A 19,611-nucleotide genomic window follows, 5' to 3' on the forward strand; every position below is an offset into this window, starting at 1 on the left:
GTTACGATGCCTCGTTCGTCGCCGGAAAGCGTTTCGGCATCAAGGTGGTCGGGGTCGGCGTATGGCTGTCGTCCAGATCCGGGTAATCCAAGGTGAAGTGCAAGCCGCGGCTTTCCTTGCGCGCCTGGGCGGAACGGATGATCAGCTCGGCGCACACCGCCAAGTTACGCAGTTCCAGCAAATCGCTGGTGACATGGGTGTTGCCGTAATATTCGACGATTTCCGCCTGTAGCATGTCGATGCGGGTGCGCGCGCGGGCCAAGCGTTTGTCGGTGCGCACGATGCCGACGTAATCCCACATGAAACGGCGCAGTTCTTCCCAGTTGTGCGAAATCACCACCTGTTCGTCGGATCCGGTGACGTTGCTTTCGTCCCACGGCGGGGTCTGCGGCGGCAAGGTCTCGGCTTCGAGCTTGGCACGGTGCAGGCGCGCGCGGATGTCTTCGGCGGCGGCGGTGGAATAGACCAGGCATTCCAAAAGCGAGTTGCTGGCCATGCGGTTGGCGCCGTGCAGCCCGGTGTAGGTGACCTCGCCGATGGCGTACAAGCCCTTCACGTCGGTGCGCCCGTGCATGTCGACCATCACGCCGCCGCAGGTGTAGTGCGCGGCGGGCACCACCGGCAGCGGTTCCTTGGCCATGTCGAAACCGTATTTTTTGGTGTTGGCGTAGATCATCGGGAAGTGTTCCTCGATGAAGGCCTGGCCCTTGTGGCTGATGTCCAGATACATGCAATCCGCGCCCAGGCGCTTCATTTCATGGTCAATGGCGCGCGCCACGATGTCACGTGGGGCCAGTTCGCCGCGCGGATCGAAATCGTCCATGAACCGGGTGCCGTCGGGACGCTTGAGCAAGCCGCCTTCGCCGCGCACCGCTTCGGACACCAAAAACGACTTGGCTTGGGGATGGAACAGGCAGGTCGGATGGAACTGGGTGAATTCCATGTTCGCCACCCGGCACCCCGCGCGCCACGCCATGGCGATGCCGTCGCCGGTGCAGATGTCGGGGTTTGAGGTATAGAGATAGACCTTGCTCACCCCGCCGGTCGCCAGCACCACGAACGGCGCGGAAAAGGCCCGCACTTCGCCCGTTTGGGTGTTCAGCGCGTGCAGACCGGTGACGCGCTTGGAACGCCCTTGGGCGTCGCGGTCGCACCATAAATCGACTGCGTTGTGATGTTCGAATACGGTGACGTTTTGGGCTTCGCGGATGCGGTCCTCCAGGGTCGTTTCGATGGCTTGTCCGGTGGCGTCGGCGGCGTGCACCACGCGGCGATGGCTGTGCCCGCCTTCGCGCGTCAGGTGGTATTCGGCGTTGCCCGACGCGTCTGTCTGGGTGGTGAATTCGACCCCGTAACCGGCCAGTTTTTCAATTGCCTCGCGGCCATGTTCGACGATGAAACGGACCACGTCCTCGTCGCACAGGCCCGCGCCGGCATTCAAGGTGTCGGCGATGTGCGACTGCACGCTGTCGTGCTCGTCCAGCACCGCGGCGATGCCGCCTTGGGCGTAGTAGGTGTTGCTTTCGTGCAGTTCGGACTTGGTGATCACCGCGACGCGCGCGAACGCCGCAAGCTCCAAGGCCAAATTCAGCCCCGAAGCGCCACTGCCGACAACCAGCACGTCGAATTGGTTTTGCGGACTCACGGACGTCACCTCGTAATGGATTTGGACTAGGTTATAAGGTGTTAAGCTACAGAACGCCAGTCCGTAGCCTAATCCGTCGTCCAGTCCAGACCGATATCGACCGCCGGGGCGGATTGGGTGATGCGCCCGATGGAGATGCTGTCGACCCCGGTTTCGGCGATCGAACGCACGGTTTCCAAGGTTACGCCGCCCGACGCTTCGGTGCGGGCTTGGCCGCCGATGATGGCGACGGCCTCGCGCAGTTGCTCGTTGCTCATGTTGTCGAGCAAGATCGCGTCCACGCCGACGCTCAAGGCTTCGTGCACCTGTTCCAGAGTGTCGCATTCGACCTCGATGGGGCTGTGCCCGGCATCCTTCGCCCCTTGGATGGCGGCGGTGATGGAGCCCGCGACCGCGATGTGGTTGTCCTTGATCAGCACCGCGTCGTCCAGGCGCATGCGGTGGTTGGTCACACCGCCCATGCGCGCGGCGTATTTGGCCAGTTCGCGATACCCCGGCAAGGTCTTGCGGGTGTCCAAAATGGTCGCGCCGGTGCCCGCGACGGCGTCGACGTAGGTTCGGCCCAAGGTGGCGATGCCGCTGAGGTGCTGCAACAAATTCAGCGCGGTGCGCTCCGCCGTCAACAACGCGCGGCCGGGGCCGGACACGCGGGCGAGCACGTCGCCGGCTTTGACCGTATCGCCGTCCTGCACGTCGCTGCGCCATTCGATTCTGGGATCGACGGTCTTGAACACCAAGCCCGCCAGCCCCAACCCGGCGACCACCATGTCGTGGCGCGCGGCCATGACGCCGTGAAAGCGCAGGTCGGCGGGGATGGTGGAGGCTGAGGTGATGTCACCACCGGTGCCGAGGTCTTCGGCCAGGGCGTCACGGATCAAGCGTTCGACGACAGCGGCGCTGACGCCTTCAGGACAGGTCGGGTTCATGATCAGGCCGCGGATTTGGAGGGCGAAGAGGCGGGGGCCAGCTCAAGCATGCGTTCCAGCGGCTTCAAGGCGCGCACGCGCAAGTCTTCGGGCATGGTGATGGCCGGGGCCTCGTTGAGCATGGCCAGGTAGATTTTTTCCATGGTGTTGAGCGCCATGTACGGGCAGCTCGAACAGCTGCACCCGCCGTCGGCACCGGGTGCGGCGTAAAAAGTCTTGTCCGGCGAAGCTTTTTCCATCTGGTGGATGATGTGCTGTTCGGTCGCGACGATGAATTCCGTGGCCGGATTGTCGTGCACGAAGCTCAAAATCTGGCTGGTCGATCCGACGTGGTCGGAAACCTCGATGATGCTTTCGGGGCATTCGGGGTGCGCGGCGACCAAGGCGCCCGGATGCTGGCTTTTCAAACGGGTGATTTCGCGCGCCGAAAACTGTTCGTGCACGATGCAGGTGCCCGGCCACAGGACCATTTCACGCCCGGTCTTGCGTTGCAGGTACGCGCCCAGGTGGCGGTCCGGGGCGAACAGGATCGGCTGATCCTTAGGCAGGTTGTTGATGATGTGCTCGGCGCTCGACGACGTCACGATCACGTCGGACAACGCTTTAACCTCGGCCGAGCAGTTGATGTAGGTGAGCGAGATGTGATCGGGGTGCGCATCGCGCCACGCCTTGAAGGCCTCGGCCTGACAGCTGTCTTCCAACGAGCAGCCGGCGTCGGCGTCGGGGATCACCACGGTCTTTTGCGGGCTGAGAATTTTCGCCACTTCGGCCATGAAGCGCACGCCGGAAAACACGATCATGTCCGCGTCTGTCGCGGCGGCCTTGCGCGACAGGTCCAGGCTGTCGCCGACGAAATCCGCCAAATCCTGAATTTCGCCGTCTTGGTAGTAGTGGGCCAAGATGATGGCGTTCTTTTCACGGCGCAGGCGTTCGATCTCCGCCTCCAGGTCGAGGTGCGGGTCGATGTCGGTTAAGGTTTTCGCCGTGTCAGCGGGCATGATTACGGTATCGGTCATGGTGGGTCCGGCCGGGGCCGTCATCTTTCATTACGGGGAATCTGCAAGGCTCTATCTTAACGGCCTAGATGTGGTTGGGAAAGAGCCTGAGAACAAGCTGTGAAATGCCCTTGAAACAGAAAACGAGGACCTGGGCAAGGTCCTCGTTTCTCTGGCGTGGCGCCCCGACTGGCCCCTAGGGGTCGTGAACGGGATTGTGAAATCAGTCGTGGGTTTCGAAACTGTACGTTGGGCCGTGAGCGGTCAAACCGCTGAGCGACGGGTAGTGATGGCCGACCCACAGGGCGCACAGCATCAATTTGCGCATGTTGCCGCTGTGGGCGCTGTCGAGCATCATTTGGCCAACCAAATCCAACGGCTGGGGCCGCAGAGCCGGTTCGTTGGCCGGGGTGAGGTGGTCGCTGATGGTCATCAAGCACTCGTCCATGGCTTCCAAACCTTGCAGCTCGAATTCCATTTGGGCTTTGCGGGTCAAGACCAAAGGCACGGTTGCGTCATCCAGCGACAAGCTGAAAATCTTGTCCGGCAGTGACGCGTTTTTTTGTAAGGCGGGGGTCATATTGCGGCTCCATTGGCGGCGCTCATTTTGTATGACCAACATCGCGCGGTTTGAGCCAAAGCTCAACCGCGCGAAAGGTTATCCGCCCTGTATTAAGTATGGGAGCCCTATACGAAGGTATCAGGTTTTGAAAGTTCAGACGCCAAACGCCGCCAGACCCGTCTGCGCACGACCCAAGATCAAGGCATGAATATCGTGGGTGCCTTCATAGGTATTCACGGCTTCCAGGTTCATGACGTGGCGGATGACGTGGAATTCATCCGCGACGCCGTTGCCGCCATGCATGTCGCGCGCGACCCGGGCGATGTCCAAGGCCTTGCCGCACGAGTTGCGCTTGAGCATGGATATCGCTTCCGGCGCGCCTGTGCCTTCGTCCATCATTTGGCCCAGGCGCAGGCAGGCGTGCAGCCCCAGCGTGATTTCGGTCTGCATGTCGGCGAGCTTTTTTTGCACCAACTGTGTCGCCGCCAGGGGGCGGCCGAACTGTTGGCGTTCCAAGGTGTATTCCCGTGCCGCCATCCAGCAGAATTCGGCGGCGCCCAGCGCGCCCCAGGCAATGCCGAAGCGCGCCTTGTTGAGGCAGCCGAACGGACCTTTGAGGCCGCGCACGTCGGCGAACATATTGTCTTCGGGCACGAACACCCGGTCCATGACGATTTCGCCGGTGATCGAGGCGCGCAACGAGAACTTGCCTTCGATTTTCGGTGTGCTCAAACCCTCCGCGCCGCGTTCGACGATGAAGCCGCGGATCTCGCCGTCCAGCTTTGCCCACACGATGCAGATGTCGGCGATGGGCGAGTTGGTGATCCACATCTTCGATCCCGTCAGCACATAGCCGCCATCGACCTTTTCGGCGCGGGTGCGCATCGACGACGGATCGGAACCGGCGTCGGGTTCGGTCAGGCCGAAACAACCGACCAGTTCGCCGCTGGCCAGTTTGGGCAGGTATTTCTGCTTTTGCGCTTCGCTGGCATAAGCGTAGATCGGGTGCATCACCAAAGACGACTGCACGCTCATGGCGGAGCGGTAGCCGCTGTCGACGCGTTCGACTTCGCGCGCCACCAGCCCGTAGGCGACATGCGAAACGCCAGCGCAGCCGTACTCTTCGGGGATGGTCGGGCCCAGCAGACCCAATGCGCCCATTTCGGTTATGATTTCACGGTGAAAGATTTCTTCGCGGTTGGCTTCGATGATGCGCGGCATCAAACGGTCTTGGGCGTAGTCGCGCGCTGTGTCGCGCACCAGACGTTCTTCTTCGCTCAACTGCGCGTCGAGCAACAGCGGGTCTTCCCATTGAAAATGCGGCTTGCTGGATGGGGAGGTCATATCGGGCTCCAAGATTGAAAAATCAGAACCCACGATACCTAACAGGTCGCATTTCATCTGTCATGAAATTGGTGTAGGGAAAGTTCAGCCGTTGGCCCGGCGCAACGGCATCGAGACCAGCTTCGACGTTTTCAAGGTGTTGGTCGCAATGGTCGTCAGCAACACGTAGCTTTGCCCGTTGGCGTCGATCTTGCGTTTCATGATGGCGACCAGTTCGATGCCGTCGCCGCCCCACCAACGATAGGTGCAGCGTGGCGTGTCGCCCAATTGGTTGCGATTGCAGTTCGCATCGATGGGGCGCCCGTACACGCGGGCGTAGTTGTCGATCAGGGTTTGTTCGCTGAGATCTGCGTACGCTTCGTCCAAACGCAAACGGTAGATGCGCGCAGGTTTGACAGCGAAGGGTTTGTCGTTCACCTCGATGACTTCATTGTTATTAAACAACCACGCCACCATCAGCCCGCGGGGCGTGGAGACGGTCAACACGGGTTCGCCGTCGCGGCCTGCGGCGTTCTTTGTGGACGGGTGCAATTGACGCACCATCTCCGGCGTCATGCCCAGACGCACGCCGTTCATGGTGAAGTGTTTGTTGATATGGCGATCCGAAAGGACTCCTTCGACCATCGGCATGGAGCCGGGTTTGAGGGCGAATTTAAACGGCGATCCGAAAATGTGCCAATAGCCGCCAAACATCATCAGGACGAACACGCTGAAAACGACCAAAATGTTCGGCAGTTTGGTGTGGTGGCCGGGCAGGTGGCGTGCGCTGTTCATAATTGACCTCGGGTTAATGCCGTTACGCGCTTGTTTTTAGAGGGAGTTTCAAGCTTCCGTTAGGCCTTTATTATAACAAGTTAACATATTGTTATCGAAAGGTTATTTTGCTCTCAAGTTGTCCGCAAACTAACGAAAATTTGGATAAAATTTTAGCAATTTACCGGCACCGGTTCGAAGCCGAAAAAAAAGCTTCGCCGGTGAAGCGAAGCCTAATTTCTTAGTTCAGGAAGAAGCAATAAGCGTTTAGTTCGGGCCTTGCACGGTCGTGGTCATTTGACCACGCAGGATGCGGCTTTCCAGGCGGGTGTCGGTGGTGATCAAGGTGACCTCCAGACGCGGCGTGGGCTGGCTGGTGTCTTGGCGGCTGATCAAATCCAAGCGGACTTCGCCGGGCATCCACCAGCTGAAGCGGCAATCGCGCAGGCCGTCGGACATGCGTTTGGAGCACGTGGACACGGACGGCGCACCGTAGCGTTTGGCGATGGTGCCGATGTATTCGTCTTCGCTCATGCCCGTGATGGTGCGGTTCTGACGCACTTTGTAAGCGGTGTGGTAGGGACCGTCTTCGCCGTACCAGACGACGTACTGGGCGTCTTCGTCGGTGAACGACATCAAGATCGCGCCGTTGGACGCCATGGACTTTTGCGCGCCGGGCTGGCTGGTGCGCAATACGTCCATGGTGGTGCCCAGTTTGACGTTGCCCAACTGATAGCCGGAAGAACCTTCGCCGCTGATCATGGTGAAGAACGAGCCCAGCTTGAATTCCATGCCGGGCGTGACTTTGATCATCACATAGGTGCCCAACACCAAAAACGTGAACACACACATGGCGAACAAGATGGCGACGTCGTTGTCGCGCCGCTTGCGTTTCGGTTTCGGCTTGTCTTGTTTGTACAGCACGTCGTCGCCGAAATCGTAATCGGGGATGGTGTAGTTTCGCGATGAGGTGTTGGTGTGTGCCATGGTTCTTTCCTGCTGAGCATGTCGGTTGGGAATCGACGTTTTTTAAAAGATACCCAAACGTCGCGAGCAGGGCTGTGTCGGACGTCACAGCGTGGGGGTCAGAGCGGTTGCGCCACAATCAAGCCGCGCACCGAATTGCCCAGGAAAATGCGCTCGGCACGCTTCAGATCGTCGCGTTTCAGCACCGCTTCGACGGCCCGTCCACTGTCGAGCAGTTCTTGGCGCAAGGTGCCCGCCAACAGCCCGCACGAGGCCGATGGGGTGAGCAATCGGCCGTCGAGCTCGACAAACAGATTGGTGAACGAGCCCTCCGTAAGCTCACCGGCGTCGTTGAGGAAAAGGACTTCGTCGCACCCCGTCAGAGCCTGTTGGCGTGCGCGTTCGTCGTCGTAAAACGCCCGATTGGTGGTTTTGTGGTAAACGAAGCGGTTGTCGCGGTCGATGCGTCGGTCGGAAACGACGAACCGTAGTCGTTCCATTGCAGCCAAGGGGACCGTTTCTACCGCAATCTTTCCGGCGGCATCGACCAGCAATCGCGCTCGTAATGGGGCTTGTGCGTCGTCGGGGATGGCGCGGTGCAAGGCGGCGCGCACCGCCGCTTCGTCGAACGGGTAGCCGAAGTACGCCGCGCTCGCCGCCAACCGTGCCATGTGGCGATCGAGCAGAGCGAAGCCTTCGCTCGGATGCCACGACAGGGTTTCCAGCAGATCAAACGGCTGGTGAGGCGCGGTTACAAACTGCGCCTTGAGGTGACATTCATGCCATTCCTGGACGGGGTCGGAATCGTAGACGATGCCGCTGCCGATGCCCATTTGACCCTGGTCGCGGTTGATTTCGATGGTGCGGATGGCAACGTTGAAGCGCAGCCCCTGGGGTGAGGCGTAACCCACCGCGCCGGTGTAAACGCCGCGCGGCTCAGATTCCAGGGTGCGAATGATTTCCATGGCCTTGACCTTGGGCGCGCCGGTTACGGAGCCGCATGGAAACAGCGCGTCGATGACATGTGAAAAGCGTGTTCCCGGGCGCATCTTGGCTTCGATCCCGGATGTCATTTGATGCAGGGTCGGATAGGTCTCGACGCTGAACAAATCGGTGACGTTGACCGAGCCCACCAACGCGATGCGGCCCAGATCGTTGCGCAGCAAATCCACGATCATCAGGTTTTCGGCTTTGGATTTCTCGTCATGACAAAGCCAGTGCTTGCGCGCTTCGTCGTCTTGCAATGTGGCGGCGCGCGCGGCGGTGCCTTTCATCGGTCGGGTACGCATCAGGTTGGCGTGGCTTTCGACGAACAGTTCCGGCGAAAGCGACAGGATATGGCGTTCACCCGTTGCGATCACCGCGCCGTAGCGGGCGCGTTGCTTATGGCGCAGATGCGCATACAGCGCCAGCGGATCGCCGCAAAAGTCGAAGCGTTGCTTGAAGGTGTGGTTGATCTGATAGACGTCACCGGCGCGGATATGCTCGCGGATGCGCTCGACTTGTTCGATGTAGTCTTCGCGGCTCAAGTCCATGCGCATGGGGCCGATGCCATGGGGGTGCTGCGCCCACGAATCGAACACGTCTGCGAGCAGGGGCTCTGGCGCGTCGAATACCCCCATCCAGATCAAAGGTCCGTCGAGCGGTTGCGGCAACAGCGGAACGAGTTTCGGTTCCAGCACGTAACCCAGCTCATATGCCAAGTATCCCGCGACATGATGGCCGTCCGCCAGCGCTTGGTCGATCTCTGCCAGTGCGGCAGGGGCGTCCTCGGGCCGTGTGCAGGTGATCACGCGTGACGGATTGGCGAACAGCCGTGCGCCGAGCCTGCCATCGTTTGGCAAGCGGGCGTCATCAATCAGGACATAGGGCGGTTGGGGCGTCATAGGCACAGTTTAGCTTAAGATCACGCGGTGTCGCGTTTGCGGTGCACGCGGGCGGTGAACGCGTCGCGGTCGATGACGAAGCGTTCGTGGCGGCCGCGGCTGATGGTGTCGACGTCGTCGTGGGCTTCGACCTCGAACACCAGCCGTTTGCCGTCCACTTCAATCAATTTTACGGTGGCGGTGACGGTCAAGCCCGGCGGGGTCGCGGCTTCGTGGCTGACGTCGACATGGGTGCCGACGGTCATTTCCCGGGGCCAGTCCAAGTGCGGTTCGATGGCCTTGATGCATGCCCATTCCAAAAATCCGACCATGAAGCCGGTGGCGAACACTTCGGGCATTTCTTGAAATTCAGGCGCGTCGGGGTACAGCGACGGCACGGTTTTGCTGTCGGGGACGTGGTAGGCGTGCTCGTACACGATGCCGGGTCGCAGGGTGTCTTTCATCGATACGTCCTCACTCGGGCCTTTTAAGCAATGACCGTGCGGTCGCGGCCTTTTTCCTTGGCCGCGTACATGGCTTGGTCGGCGCGGCCGATCATGACGACCTCGTCGTCGCCAGGGCGTACTTCGCAAACGCCGACGCTGCCGGTGACGGTTCTGTCCGGCATGGTGGGGAAGAACCGGGCCGAGCGTAACGCTTCGCGGATTGCGTCGCTGAGACGCTGGGCGTCAGTGGCGGTGCAGTCGCTTGCCAAGATGATGAATTCCTCGCCGCCCCAACGGCAGATCAGGTCGCTTTCACGAGCCTGGGCGCGGATGATGTCGGCGGTGCGGCGAATGACGTCATCGCCGGCCAGATGGCCCAGCTCATCGTTGATGGGTTTGAAGTGGTCGATGTCCAGCATCAACAGGGAAAAGGGCCGTCCGTCACGTTTGTAGCGTTTGATGGCCTGGGTCAGCGACAGATCGAAATGCTCGCGGTTGTAAAGGCCCGTGAGCTTGTCGGTGATGGCCATGTCTTCCAATCGGCGTTGGAAGATGTTGATGGTGTAGGCGATCAGCAAGATGGTGATCAAAATCACCATCGGACCGATCAGCAAGTTGCGAATGAACCCGCGTTTCATCATCTTCAGCGCTTCGGATTCGGGCAATTCGATGAACAGGTGCCATTTCAGTTCCGGGATGAAGCGCGTGGTAAGAAGGATGCGTTCGTCTTGGGTGATGTAACTGTAAGAGCCACGATCGTGCGACAACACATCTGCGGCAATTGCGTCGAGCCCGTCGATGTCATGAATATTTCGAGAGCCGACGACATCGGCCTCGGCGTGCACCTGGATCAATCCGGCGTCGTCGACGAAATAGACATTGCGGCGAAATTCTTCTTGGTAGGTCTTGACCAGATCGGAAACCGATTTCAGACCCAGGCCGACGCCGGTCACGCCGATGAAGTCGCCGTTTTCATCGGTGACGCGGTAATTGATGAAAATCGTGATGTTGCCATCGATCTGGTAGTTGAAATCGACGTTGACGACATAAGGTTCCTTCATGTCGCGGGCAGCGAAGAACCAACTGTCATCGGGGTTGGATTCGCTCAAGATCTGGCCTGCGCCTTCATAGTGATAATAACGCTGGGTTTTGCCGGAAATGAAATAGGCCGTCGTGGTGTTGTAGGTCGTGCGGATTTGCGACAAATACCGTTTCATGCGGATCGGGGCGATCTCGCCGTCGAGCACCCATTCGTGCACGAAGGTGTCGTTGGCCATCATCGACGATATGAAAATCGGGCGCAGCAAGTCCGCCTGGATCGCGGAATAGACGTTGTTGCTGGAAAGCGGCAACTCGTTTTCCAAGATGGTGGTGCGCAGCGCACCCTTGGAAACTTCATAGTTCAGCACGTTGGTGGCGACGAATCCGGCCACCAAGATCAGTGTGACGAGTGCAATCAGTTTGGTGCGCAGGGATAACACGCTCATAACGAACGCCATAATTTAACGAATGTCACGATTTCCCCCCAATCTTCTTTGTTCTTATTTTAAAACTGACCATAGAATAAACCCCTATGTGGTGTCACGCTACGTTTGTGGCCCGCGTGCTAACATCGCCGAACACCAAGCAAGAGGATCTGATGAGCGAAAAACTTTCCACCCGCGACGTCGAACTGCGTCTGGGCCAAATCAAGCTGCTGTCTTTGGATGTCGATGGCGTGATGACCGACGGCGGACTGTATTACACCGACGACGGCACCCAGTTTCGCAAATTCAACGTCAAAGATGGCCTGGGCATCAAGCGCGCCATCAAGTCGGGTGTGGCGATGTGTATCATTTCCGCCAGCAAGGCTACCTCGACCATCAAGCGCGCCGAGCACTTAGGCATACAGCATGTGCGCATAGGTGCGGAAGACAAGCTCACACACTTGCGCGAAATCGCCGCACAGGTCGGCGCCGACTTGCACGAAGTCGCGCATATTGGCGACGATCTCACCGACGTGCCATTGATGGAAGCCATCGGCTTGCCGTTGACGGTGGCCGACGCCGTCCCCGAAGCCATCCACGCGGCGCGTTACGTCACCTCAAAGGCGGGCGGCAAGGGCGCTGTGCGTGAAATCTGCGATTTGATCGTCAAGGCCCGCAGCTCCTAAAAACGCCGGTAGGGCGGGAAAGGACATGATGCCGTGAACCTGCACAACCTCATGCAATCGGCCGCGATGCTGGCGACGATGACGGCGTTGTTGGCGGTGATCGGCTTCATCTTGGCAGGACGCGACGGGTTGCTCATCACGGCCGTGTTCGTGTTCGCCTTTTTGATGTTCGGGCGCAGGGCGTCGAAGTCCTGGATGCTGATGGCCATCGGCGCGGTCAAGTTGCGCCCCGACCAAGCCCCGGCGATCCATGCCATTTTGGCGGAATTGTCGCGCCGCGCGGGCCTGGATCGCGTCCCCGATGTCTATCTGATGGATGCGGAACAAATGCTCGGTTTTTCCACCGGCACGTCGCAAGACGACGCCGCCGTGGTGCTCAGCGGGCCGTTGGTGCAAGGCTTGAACGCACGGGAATTGGCCGGGGTGCTGGCCCACGAAGTCAGCCACATCGCGTCCGGCGATTTGGCGGTGATGGGACTGGCGGACATGATCACGCGCATGACCCGCACCTTATCGATGATCGGTTTGATCTTGATCGTGTTCAACATTCCCCTGTCGAGCACGGCCGGCGGCTATATCCCGTGGGGCGCGCTGCTTTTGTTGATGATGGCGCCGCTGCTGAGCTTTTTGTTGCAGATGGGCCTGTCCAGGGTGCGCGAGTTCGAGGCCGATCACGGCGCGGTCGACATTTGCGGAGACCCGGAAGCTTTGGCGGTGGCGTTGGAGAAACTGGAAATCCAGGGCCGCAGTTTGCTGCAACACGCGTACTTTCCTCATCGCCCCGGGACCGAGCCGTCTTTGCTGCGTTCTCATCCCGTTACACAGGAACGCGTCAGTCGCATTTTGCGCCAATCGCCCGCCATGGGACCGCTGCCCATCGAACTGATCGGCGAGCAACACGGCTACCCACGCGAGTGGAGCCGACCGTTCGGGCTGCCGATCCGGTGGCTGCTCAGGTGGTGGCGATGACGCATCGACAGTCCCACGCCCTGGTCGTTTTCGCAGCGCTGGCGGGCGGGTTGATCCTGTCCATCAATATGGGGGTGCGCCAAAGCCTGGGGCTTTACCTCGAACCGATGGTCGTCGCCAACAGTTGGAGCCGCGCCGACTTTGCCATGGGGCTGGCGGTGCAAAATCTGGTGTGGGGCGTATTCACGCCGTTCGCCGGTGCGCTGGCGGACCGCTTCGGTTCGCTCAAGGTCTTGGTGGTCGGCGCGGTCCTGTTCAGCGTCGGACTGGTGGTGATGGCTTTGGCGGTGACGCCGTTGGGTTATATCGGTGGGGTCGGCGCGTTGATCGGGCTCGGCACCGGGGCGACCGGCTTTCCGTTGGTTCTGGCTGTAGTGGGGCGGATCGTTTCTGACCGTCGCCGGTCCCTGGCGCTGGGCATGGTGGCGGCGGGCGGCTCGGTCGGCCAGTTTCTGTTGCCGCCGTTCATCGTGTGGGTGATGGACGGCAACGATTGGGCCGGGTCGCTGTACGCCATCGCGGCGGTGTCGGTAGCGATGATCCCGGCGGCGTTGATCCTGGTGCGTCCCGATGTCGATGCGCCGCACACAAGCATCAATAGGCCCATCGACCTATCGCTCGGCGCAGCGTTGAACGAGGCGTCTAGGGCGCCGGGGTTTTGGTTACTCAACGCGGGCTTTTTTGTGTGCGGTTTTCATGTTGCGTTCATCGCCACGCACTTTCCGGCCTACCTCAGCTTTTGCGGATTGCAGCCGAGCGTCGGCGCCTGGGCGCTGTCGGTGATCGGGCTGTTCAATATTGGCGGCACGCTGCTGGCTGGATGGCTGGGCGGGCGGTTCGTCAAAAAGGGCCTGTTGGCGGGCATCTACGCGCTGCGTTCCGTCGCCATCATCGTGTTCATCAACTTGCCGGTCACTGAAACCTCGGTGTTGATGTTCGCCGCCGCGTTCGGAATGTTGTGGTTGAGCACGGTGCCGTTGACCAGCGGGTTGGTGGCGCATCTGTTCGGGCCGCGTTATGTGGCGACGCTGTTCGGCATCGTGATGATGAGCCACCAGGTGGGGGCGTTCTTCGGCTCGTGGATCGGCGGTTATCTGTTCGATCTGATGGGCGATTACGGCGGGTCGTGGAACATCGCCATAGCGTTGGGGATCGTCGCCGCGCTGATCCATCTGCCCATTCGCGAACGCGCCTTAGCGGCGGCTTAAGTCAGCCCGACAAAACTTCTTCGGAGATCACGTCGATTATATCGGCCAGATTCTTGCGTTGCTCGGCCAGAATATCGCCGAGTTGCGCTGCTGACATTTGCGGCGGGCATTTGGATTTGTCCGCCATGGTCAAGATCTCACCCAACACAAAATCAACTCAAAGTCGTATTGGCATATCTTAAGGTGATGTGAGGCCTGTCTTAGCCGGTTAGTGTTTCGAAATGTGGGATCTAATTATGACAACCTTCGGGAAGGTCAGGTTTCACCCATTTGACGAGCGAACATGGCGGTGGCGGTGTCCATGCTGTCGAGATGATTGAGAAACCAGTCGGGCACGGTCTGTTCGACATAGGTGCGCACCGCATCGATGTCACCGGCGTCGAGCTTGTCTTGGAATTCCTGCATTTCCGCCAGGACGCGGGCATGTTCGCCCTTGTGTACTGCTGCGGCGAAGAAACCGATGCGATCCATCAATTCGTCTTCGCGTGCCAGATGGGCTTTCGTGTGGTCGAACAGTTTTTTGAAAAGTGGCGCCAGGTCGGCTTCGGCGCAGCCATGCAGAGCGTTCATCACCGCGACGGCTTCTTCATGGTCTTGGTCTTGAAAGGCAATGCCGCGTTTGAGCTCGTCGGTCCAATTGATGAGAGTCATGATGATTTGTGTATCCCACAGTGTGTTTGCGCCATGATTGTGCGCGAACATTCGCGGGGCCTTGACCGTGGTCAGGTGAGATCAGAAAAAGTTCAGCCTTGGCCGGTCCAGCGCTCGACCCGTTCGTGCTCGATGCCGATCAGGTCCAGGGCGCGGCCAACCGTGTGACGGACCAGATCCTCGATGCTTTGCGGCTTGGCGTAAAACGCCGGCATCGGCGGCATGATGTGGCAGCCCAAATCGGCGGCGCGGCTCATCAGGTCGAGGTGACCTTTGTGCAGCGGCGTTTCGCGCACCATCAAGACCACCGGGCGGCGTTCTTTGAGGCACACGTCGGCGGCGCGGATCATCAGGTTGTGCGAGAACGAACCCGCGATGCCCGAGAGCGTCTTGATCGAGCACGGCGCAACGATCATGCCCCGGGCTTTGAACGATCCGCTCGCCACTGCCGCGCCGACGTCCTTGTTGGGATAGGTCTCGGTGGCGATGGCCTTGACGTCCTCAAGGCTCAAATCGGTTTCCAGATTGAGCGCGCGCACCCCCGTTTCGGTGATGATCAGATGTGCGGGCACGCCCAAGTCGCGGCACGCGCGCAAGGTTTCGACGCCCAGCGCCGCGCCGGTGGCGCCGGTTATGCCGACGATCAGGGGGGCTTTATTGGTTTCGCTGTTCATGGCGCGGATCATGGCCTTTTCGTCGGGGCGTGTCCACACTTAGCGGCGAAATCGTGCAACCGCGCCATCATGCGCTTGGCATGGCTGCCGGGCCAGTAACCGCGCCCGCATTTGGGGCATGCCTTGAACGGGCCGGGCAGGGTGCGGGAATCTTCCGGCATGCGTGACAGGGTATCGGCGTCTGCGTCTATCAGTTCGACGTTGCACACCAAACAGCGCGACAGCGGCCGTTCAAGCCAGTTCAGATCGTGCTCGTGGGCAAGCTCATACGCCCATGCGTTCAGGTTTTCGCCGTGCAACAAGATGGTCGAACGCGCGGCGTCTTTGATTTGCAACAGGGCGCGGTCGCGGGTTAGCAACCTACGGCCTTCGTCCAGGGCGCGTTGCAACACGGTGCGGTCCGCGTCGCCCGTCGCCGCCATCGCCGCGTCATGGCCGGCAGCACGCAGCCACCGCGCCAACCCCGCCAACATTTCATCGCAGAGAAACTTCATGGCTTGTGTTATAGCCTATGTTGTCAAAGAGGTGCAGATGGACAAAGGTTTGAAATCGACCATGATCAGCGTTTTCGTCACCGCCGGGGTGATCTATTTGGCGGTTGTGGTGTTCATGTACGCCTATCAACGCAGTCTGCTCTATTACCCGAACAGTCCCAAGCCGACCCGCGCCGAAAGTGGCGTGGCGGAAATGGAAGAGCTTGGCTTCACCACCGAAGACGGTCTCGAACTGTTCGCCTGGTACGCACCGCCTCAAGACCCGGCCAAGCCCACCGTGGTCATATTCCACGGCAATGCGGGGACTTTGGGCGATCGCGGCCACAAGGCGCGGTTGCTTCTGGATGCGGGCTACGGCGCGATGTTGGTGGAATACCGCGCATATGCCGGAAATCCCGGCACGCCCACTGAACAAGGGCTTTACGCCGATGCGCGCGCGGCGCTGGCGCGCTTACGTGATCGGGCGGGCGGCGACGTCTTGGTAGTGCTGTACGGTGAATCGCTTGGCACCGGCGTGGCGACCGCGATGGCCTTGGAAGCGCAGCAAAACGCCAAACCGGTCGCGGCGTTGATCTTGGAGGCGCCGTTCACGTCCACCGTCGACGTGGGGGCCGGCCATTATCCCTTTTTGCCGGTGCGCGTGCTGATGAAGGACCGCTATGAGTCCCTTGCACGCATTCGCGATATTCACACGTCGCTGTTGATCGTACACGGCGAAAGAGACCGTGTCGTGCCGGCGAAATTCGGTAAACGATTGTTCGCTGCCGCCAATCCGCCCAAGGAACACATGTGGATCGCGGATGCCGGTCACAATGATCTGTACGATTTTGGAATGGGGGAGCGCGTGCTGGAGTTTCTCGCCAGCCACACCGGACAGAGTGCAGAGCGGCACTAAATGTCGCGTCGCGAATAAACAGTGGCACAACCCACTGATATTTTAGTACAATATTAAGCATAATCAGCGGGCTTGCGCAGAAGCGACTTGTTTTCGTTGATCCAAGAAATGGAAGTTCCCGGTCTTGAGCCCAGAATGGGTCGGTCATGACCGAGGGTTTTTTTGCGTCCAAGATCTTGTTTTTGCAGGATTTGTCGGGCGTAGAAAATCCGTGAACTTTATAAACGCGCCGGTCGCGTTCGATGCTGCGTTCGCCTGTTTGGCGTGCGGGTGTCGGCAAAGACACGGCGCCGGGGATTGATGAGGAACGGTCATGGCACTATCCGCCAGACCCTTGAGCGCGCCTTCAGGGCCCAACGTTTCTTCCGCGCATATGCCAGCGGGAGGGCGAAACGTTGCGTCCGTCACCTACGCGCAAATTGACGAGATCAGCCCCAAGGCTGAGGTCTTCGCCGATCCCAACTATAATTTCCAAGGTTTTACCGAGTGGATGCAGAACCGTAGGCCGGAGCCTCCTCGGCTGCCTGCCAGCACGGCCAGCAATTTTGAAACCTCATCGACGACCTTTTTGCATTTGTTGAGTCAGCAGCAGCGCGATTCCGATCTCAACGCTCCCGGCGGCATCAAGGATGGGCCGGGTCTACAACGTATTGTAAACAAAGCCATTCGTGCGTATGAAGGCACCGCCGATGTGATCGGTGGGGCGATGCACAAGCGCGGCGCGAGCATTTCCTTTTCTTTATAAGACAATCACTCCTGTGACGGATGTCACTGCGCTTATGGTGGGCGTGTGACATCATCATCCTAAGCCCCCGTGTGCTTACAGCGCGACGAGAGGGTAAAAGGAGGGACATGTGGTTTCTGGCATTCTCAACGCCGCGGTTTCGGGACTGAGCCTCAACGCTCAGCATATCGGCGCGGCTGCGGACAACATCGTCAACGTCAGCACCACCGGATACAAGCGCACCGACCTCAACGCCAAGAGCATTGCGACGCGCCAAACCACCACGGCTTATGCGCCGGGTGGTGTGCAGACGGTCGCGCGTCCGCAAAACGGCGTCCAGGGCTTGCTGGCATCCAGTACCTCGAACACCGATCTGGCCCTGTCGGGGGCCGGGTATTTCGCCGTTTCCACATCTGTTTCAACGGTCTCACCCCAGGGCGCCTCTGGCGATGAGAGCCTGTTCACGCGCGACGGTTCGTTCGCTGCCGACAATCGCGGTTATCTGGTCAACAATTCCGGACACTATCTGTTGGCCAACCGACCCGACGGCAGCGGCGGACTGTCGCCCGTGAACGTCCACACCATCGGCGGCACCGCCGCCGCGACCACATCCATTGAGGTCGGTGCCAATCTGCCCGCCACGGCCAATGTGGGCGAACGTTTTACGGTCAACGCGCGGGCCACGGATTCTTTGGGTGCGCAGTTGGACATTCCCTTGACGTTTGAGGCCCAGGCGGGCGGGGCGTATCGCCTGAGCATCGGTGTGATCACCGAAACCGCCACCGGCGCGACAGTGGCCGTTGCACGAGAAGGCAGCAACGCCGGTCCGGCTTATGACGTCACCGTGCAATTTTCGGCTGACGGCACCGTTGCCGGCTTCGACGGTGGGACGCAGCCGCCGGTGCTCAACATTGCCGGCCTGTCCAGTGGGGCGCAGGATCTCAACATTCAGATCGATTTGGGCACGGTGGGCGAGGCCAACGGCCTGACCCGTTATGGCACCGCATTTCAACTAGGTTCGGTGCAATCCGACGGCGCGCGTTTCGGGGCGGTCTCAAACGTCACCATCTCCACCGATGGGCAGGTGACGGCGGTGTTCGACAATGGCGAAACGCGCGATATTGCGCGTATTCCGGTCGCCACCTTCACCAATCCATCGGGTTTGCTAACTGAGAGCGGCGGCGTCTATCGTGCCACCGACGCCTCCGGCGCGCCGACCTATTTGGCGGCGGGTTCTGGCGGCGCAGGGCAGGTGCAAAGTGGTGCGTTGGAGTTGTCGACCACCGATCTGGGCACCGAGTTTGCGAATTTGCTCGTTGCCAAAACCTCGTACCGTGCCAGCCTCGAGGTTCTCAAAGCCGCCGATCAGCTGTCGAAAAGCCTGCTCGACGAAATCGCTTAAGCCGGTACGGGGCGAGCCTGGCAAAGGCGTTAACGATTTTGATCTTCACTCGTGATAAAATCCCGTTGCCGTAAAGGACGAATCCGCCCGAGTATTGGGCCACGAAACCCTGCGCCGCCAAAGGGGCGCGAAAGATACACGATATGACTTTTGCCGTTAACTCCACGTTCGATGTCGCCATCTGGTTCGCCGATCAAGCGCTGAACGAGAACGAGTACCTGCAACCGCAAAAAATGCATCGACTTTTGTATCTGGCCCAGGCGTTCTACGCGATTGCTTACGGTGGACGCAAGTTGATGCCCGCGGTGTTCGTCGCTGACGAGCAAGGCCCGCTGGAACCGACGGTCTATCACGCCTTTTCGCGCGGCCGTCCCGATGTCGATGTCGAGCTGTTTCTGCCTACCGACGTGGAGATGTTTCTGTCCAGTATATGGCGGCGTTTCGGCCATCTCAAACCTGACCAGTTGGCACGCCTGACCACGTCGAACACGGCCTACTCGATCGCGTTGCGCAAGGGCAACCGCACCGAAATCCTGCTCGACAGCATGGTCACCGCGTTCAAGGCCGAAAGCGAGAAAAAGGATTCCAAGGTCGCGCGGCACTTTCGCGATGCCGATGGTCATCGCGTCATGGTCACGCAAAGCGGTGCGCCGGTGAAGGTGAAGTCCTGGATGCCGGGCAGCAAAACCTAACGATTGAAATCTACGACGCGCTCAGGCTCCAGCCCAACGCGGCAAGCCAGCCGACAAAAGTCCAACCGGTCAACGTGTTGATGCTGAAAATCATTTTGGCGCGCCCATGGTCGCGCTGCAGCGCAATCAGCGTCGGCGCGAAATAGGCGGCGATGAAAACGATGAGCGCCGCGATGAACATCACCACGACAATCAATGACAAGAGCATAGCTTCCCCTCACATAGAAATGCTGACATCTTTTTTAGCA

22 protein-coding genes are annotated in these 19,611 nt (G+C 59.8%); 7 read left to right on the forward strand and 15 right to left on the reverse strand.

Annotated features, from left to right (window positions below; all coding sequences use genetic code 11):
* Position 1: 1 nt before the first annotated feature.
* From nadB to VIN96_RS07800, 10 genes are all read right to left on the reverse strand, one after another.
* Positions 2 to 1,645 carry an L-aspartate oxidase gene (gene nadB, locus VIN96_RS07755; protein ID WP_331895186.1) on the reverse strand — a complete coding sequence of 548 codons (1,644 nt, stop codon included), beginning with the start codon at positions 1,643 to 1,645 and terminating at the stop codon, positions 2 to 4.
* Between the two features lie 68 nt (positions 1,646 to 1,713).
* Positions 1,714 to 2,571 carry a carboxylating nicotinate-nucleotide diphosphorylase gene (gene nadC, locus VIN96_RS07760; protein ID WP_331895188.1) on the reverse strand — a complete coding sequence of 286 codons (858 nt, stop codon included), beginning with the start codon at positions 2,569 to 2,571 and terminating at the stop codon, positions 1,714 to 1,716.
* 2 nt (positions 2,572 to 2,573) lie between these two features.
* Positions 2,574 to 3,587, reverse strand: a complete 1,014-nt coding sequence (gene nadA / locus VIN96_RS07765) for a quinolinate synthase NadA (RefSeq protein ID WP_331895189.1) — start codon at positions 3,585 to 3,587, stop codon at positions 2,574 to 2,576.
* A 202-nt stretch (positions 3,588 to 3,789) separates the two neighbouring features.
* Positions 3,790 to 4,146 (reverse strand): hypothetical protein, encoded by a 357-nt coding sequence (locus VIN96_RS07770; RefSeq protein ID WP_331895191.1) that lies wholly within the window; start codon positions 4,144 to 4,146, stop codon positions 3,790 to 3,792.
* A gap of 135 nt (positions 4,147 to 4,281) precedes the next feature.
* Entirely contained in the window at positions 4,282 to 5,472 is a 1,191-nt protein-coding gene (locus tag VIN96_RS07775) for an acyl-CoA dehydrogenase (protein ID WP_331895192.1), read from the reverse strand.
* Between the two features lie 84 nt (positions 5,473 to 5,556).
* The gene (locus VIN96_RS07780) at positions 5,557 to 6,246 is read right to left on the reverse strand and encodes a hypothetical protein (RefSeq protein WP_331895194.1); all 690 of its coding nucleotides are present in this window, start codon (positions 6,244 to 6,246) and stop codon (positions 5,557 to 5,559) included.
* A gap of 246 nt (positions 6,247 to 6,492) precedes the next feature.
* Positions 6,493 to 7,212 carry a hypothetical protein gene (locus VIN96_RS07785; RefSeq protein WP_331895196.1) on the reverse strand — a complete coding sequence of 240 codons (720 nt, stop codon included), beginning with the start codon at positions 7,210 to 7,212 and terminating at the stop codon, positions 6,493 to 6,495.
* A 98-nt stretch (positions 7,213 to 7,310) separates the two neighbouring features.
* Positions 7,311 to 9,077 carry an aminodeoxychorismate synthase component I gene (pabB, locus tag VIN96_RS07790; protein ID WP_331895198.1) on the reverse strand — a complete coding sequence of 589 codons (1,767 nt, stop codon included), beginning with the start codon at positions 9,075 to 9,077 and terminating at the stop codon, positions 7,311 to 7,313.
* 20 nt (positions 9,078 to 9,097) lie between these two features.
* Positions 9,098 to 9,520, reverse strand: coding sequence for a thioesterase family protein (locus VIN96_RS07795; RefSeq protein WP_331895200.1), 423 nt, complete (start codon positions 9,518 to 9,520; stop codon positions 9,098 to 9,100).
* A gap of 23 nt (positions 9,521 to 9,543) precedes the next feature.
* On the reverse strand, positions 9,544 to 10,989 hold the full coding sequence (locus VIN96_RS07800; protein ID WP_331895202.1) for a sensor domain-containing diguanylate cyclase: 1,446 nt from the start codon (positions 10,987 to 10,989) through the stop codon (positions 9,544 to 9,546).
* 152 nt (positions 10,990 to 11,141) lie between these two features.
* Here VIN96_RS07800 and VIN96_RS07805 point away from each other — a divergent pair, with 152 nt between their 5' ends.
* The 3 genes from VIN96_RS07805 to VIN96_RS07815 are packed head-to-tail and all read left to right on the forward strand — an operon-like array spanning position 11,142 to position 13,831.
* On the forward strand, positions 11,142 to 11,654 hold the full coding sequence (locus VIN96_RS07805) for a KdsC family phosphatase (RefSeq protein ID WP_331895204.1): 513 nt from the start codon (positions 11,142 to 11,144) through the stop codon (positions 11,652 to 11,654).
* A gap of 33 nt (positions 11,655 to 11,687) precedes the next feature.
* Positions 11,688 to 12,623 (forward strand): zinc metalloprotease HtpX, encoded by a 936-nt coding sequence (locus VIN96_RS07810; protein WP_331895206.1) that lies wholly within the window; start codon positions 11,688 to 11,690, stop codon positions 12,621 to 12,623.
* Positions 12,569 to 13,831, forward strand: a complete 1,263-nt coding sequence (locus VIN96_RS07815; RefSeq protein ID WP_331895207.1) for an MFS transporter — start codon at positions 12,569 to 12,571, stop codon at positions 13,829 to 13,831. Before VIN96_RS07810 ends, VIN96_RS07815 begins: the two co-directional genes overlap by 55 nt.
* A 1-nt stretch (position 13,832) precedes the next feature.
* Here the strand turns inward: VIN96_RS07815 and VIN96_RS07820 are convergent, their stop codons facing one another.
* From VIN96_RS07820 to VIN96_RS07835, 4 genes are all read right to left on the reverse strand, one after another.
* The gene (locus VIN96_RS07820; protein WP_331895208.1) at positions 13,833 to 13,958 is read right to left on the reverse strand and encodes a hypothetical protein; all 126 of its coding nucleotides are present in this window, start codon (positions 13,956 to 13,958) and stop codon (positions 13,833 to 13,835) included.
* Between the two features lie 128 nt (positions 13,959 to 14,086).
* Entirely contained in the window at positions 14,087 to 14,482 is a 396-nt protein-coding gene (locus VIN96_RS07825) for a hemerythrin family protein (RefSeq protein ID WP_331895210.1), read from the reverse strand.
* 92 nt (positions 14,483 to 14,574) lie between these two features.
* Entirely contained in the window at positions 14,575 to 15,195 is a 621-nt protein-coding gene (locus tag VIN96_RS07830) for a UbiX family flavin prenyltransferase (RefSeq protein ID WP_331895212.1), read from the reverse strand.
* A complete protein-coding gene (locus VIN96_RS07835; RefSeq protein WP_331895214.1) occupies positions 15,165 to 15,650 on the reverse strand; it encodes a DUF5615 family PIN-like protein in 486 nt (161 codons plus the stop codon). The genes VIN96_RS07830 and VIN96_RS07835 overlap by 31 nt, the downstream gene beginning before the upstream one ends.
* Positions 15,651 to 15,687: 37 nt before the next feature.
* Between VIN96_RS07835 and VIN96_RS07840 the strand changes: the two genes are divergently transcribed.
* The 4 genes from VIN96_RS07840 (at position 15,688) to VIN96_RS07855 (ending at position 19,363) form a co-directional block, all read left to right on the forward strand.
* Positions 15,688 to 16,545, forward strand: a complete 858-nt coding sequence (locus VIN96_RS07840) for an alpha/beta hydrolase (RefSeq protein WP_331895216.1) — start codon at positions 15,688 to 15,690, stop codon at positions 16,543 to 16,545.
* A 313-nt stretch (positions 16,546 to 16,858) separates the two neighbouring features.
* A complete protein-coding gene (locus VIN96_RS07845) occupies positions 16,859 to 17,290 on the forward strand; it encodes a hypothetical protein (RefSeq protein WP_331895217.1) in 432 nt (143 codons plus the stop codon).
* Positions 17,291 to 17,399: 109 nt separating this feature from the next.
* The gene (locus VIN96_RS07850; protein WP_331895218.1) at positions 17,400 to 18,671 is read left to right on the forward strand and encodes a flagellar hook-basal body complex protein; all 1,272 of its coding nucleotides are present in this window, start codon (positions 17,400 to 17,402) and stop codon (positions 18,669 to 18,671) included.
* 143 nt (positions 18,672 to 18,814) lie between these two features.
* Entirely contained in the window at positions 18,815 to 19,363 is a 549-nt protein-coding gene (locus VIN96_RS07855) for a hypothetical protein (RefSeq protein WP_331895219.1), read from the forward strand.
* A gap of 10 nt (positions 19,364 to 19,373) precedes the next feature.
* Here the strand turns inward: VIN96_RS07855 and VIN96_RS07860 are convergent, their stop codons facing one another.
* Positions 19,374 to 19,571, reverse strand: coding sequence for a superinfection immunity protein (locus VIN96_RS07860; RefSeq protein WP_331895221.1), 198 nt, complete (start codon positions 19,569 to 19,571; stop codon positions 19,374 to 19,376).
* Between the last annotated feature and the right edge of the window lie 40 nt (positions 19,572 to 19,611).

The sequence above is a fragment of the Magnetovibrio sp. genome (genome assembly GCF_036568125.1).
Taxonomy (GTDB): domain Bacteria; phylum Pseudomonadota; class Alphaproteobacteria; order Rhodospirillales; family Magnetovibrionaceae; genus Magnetovibrio.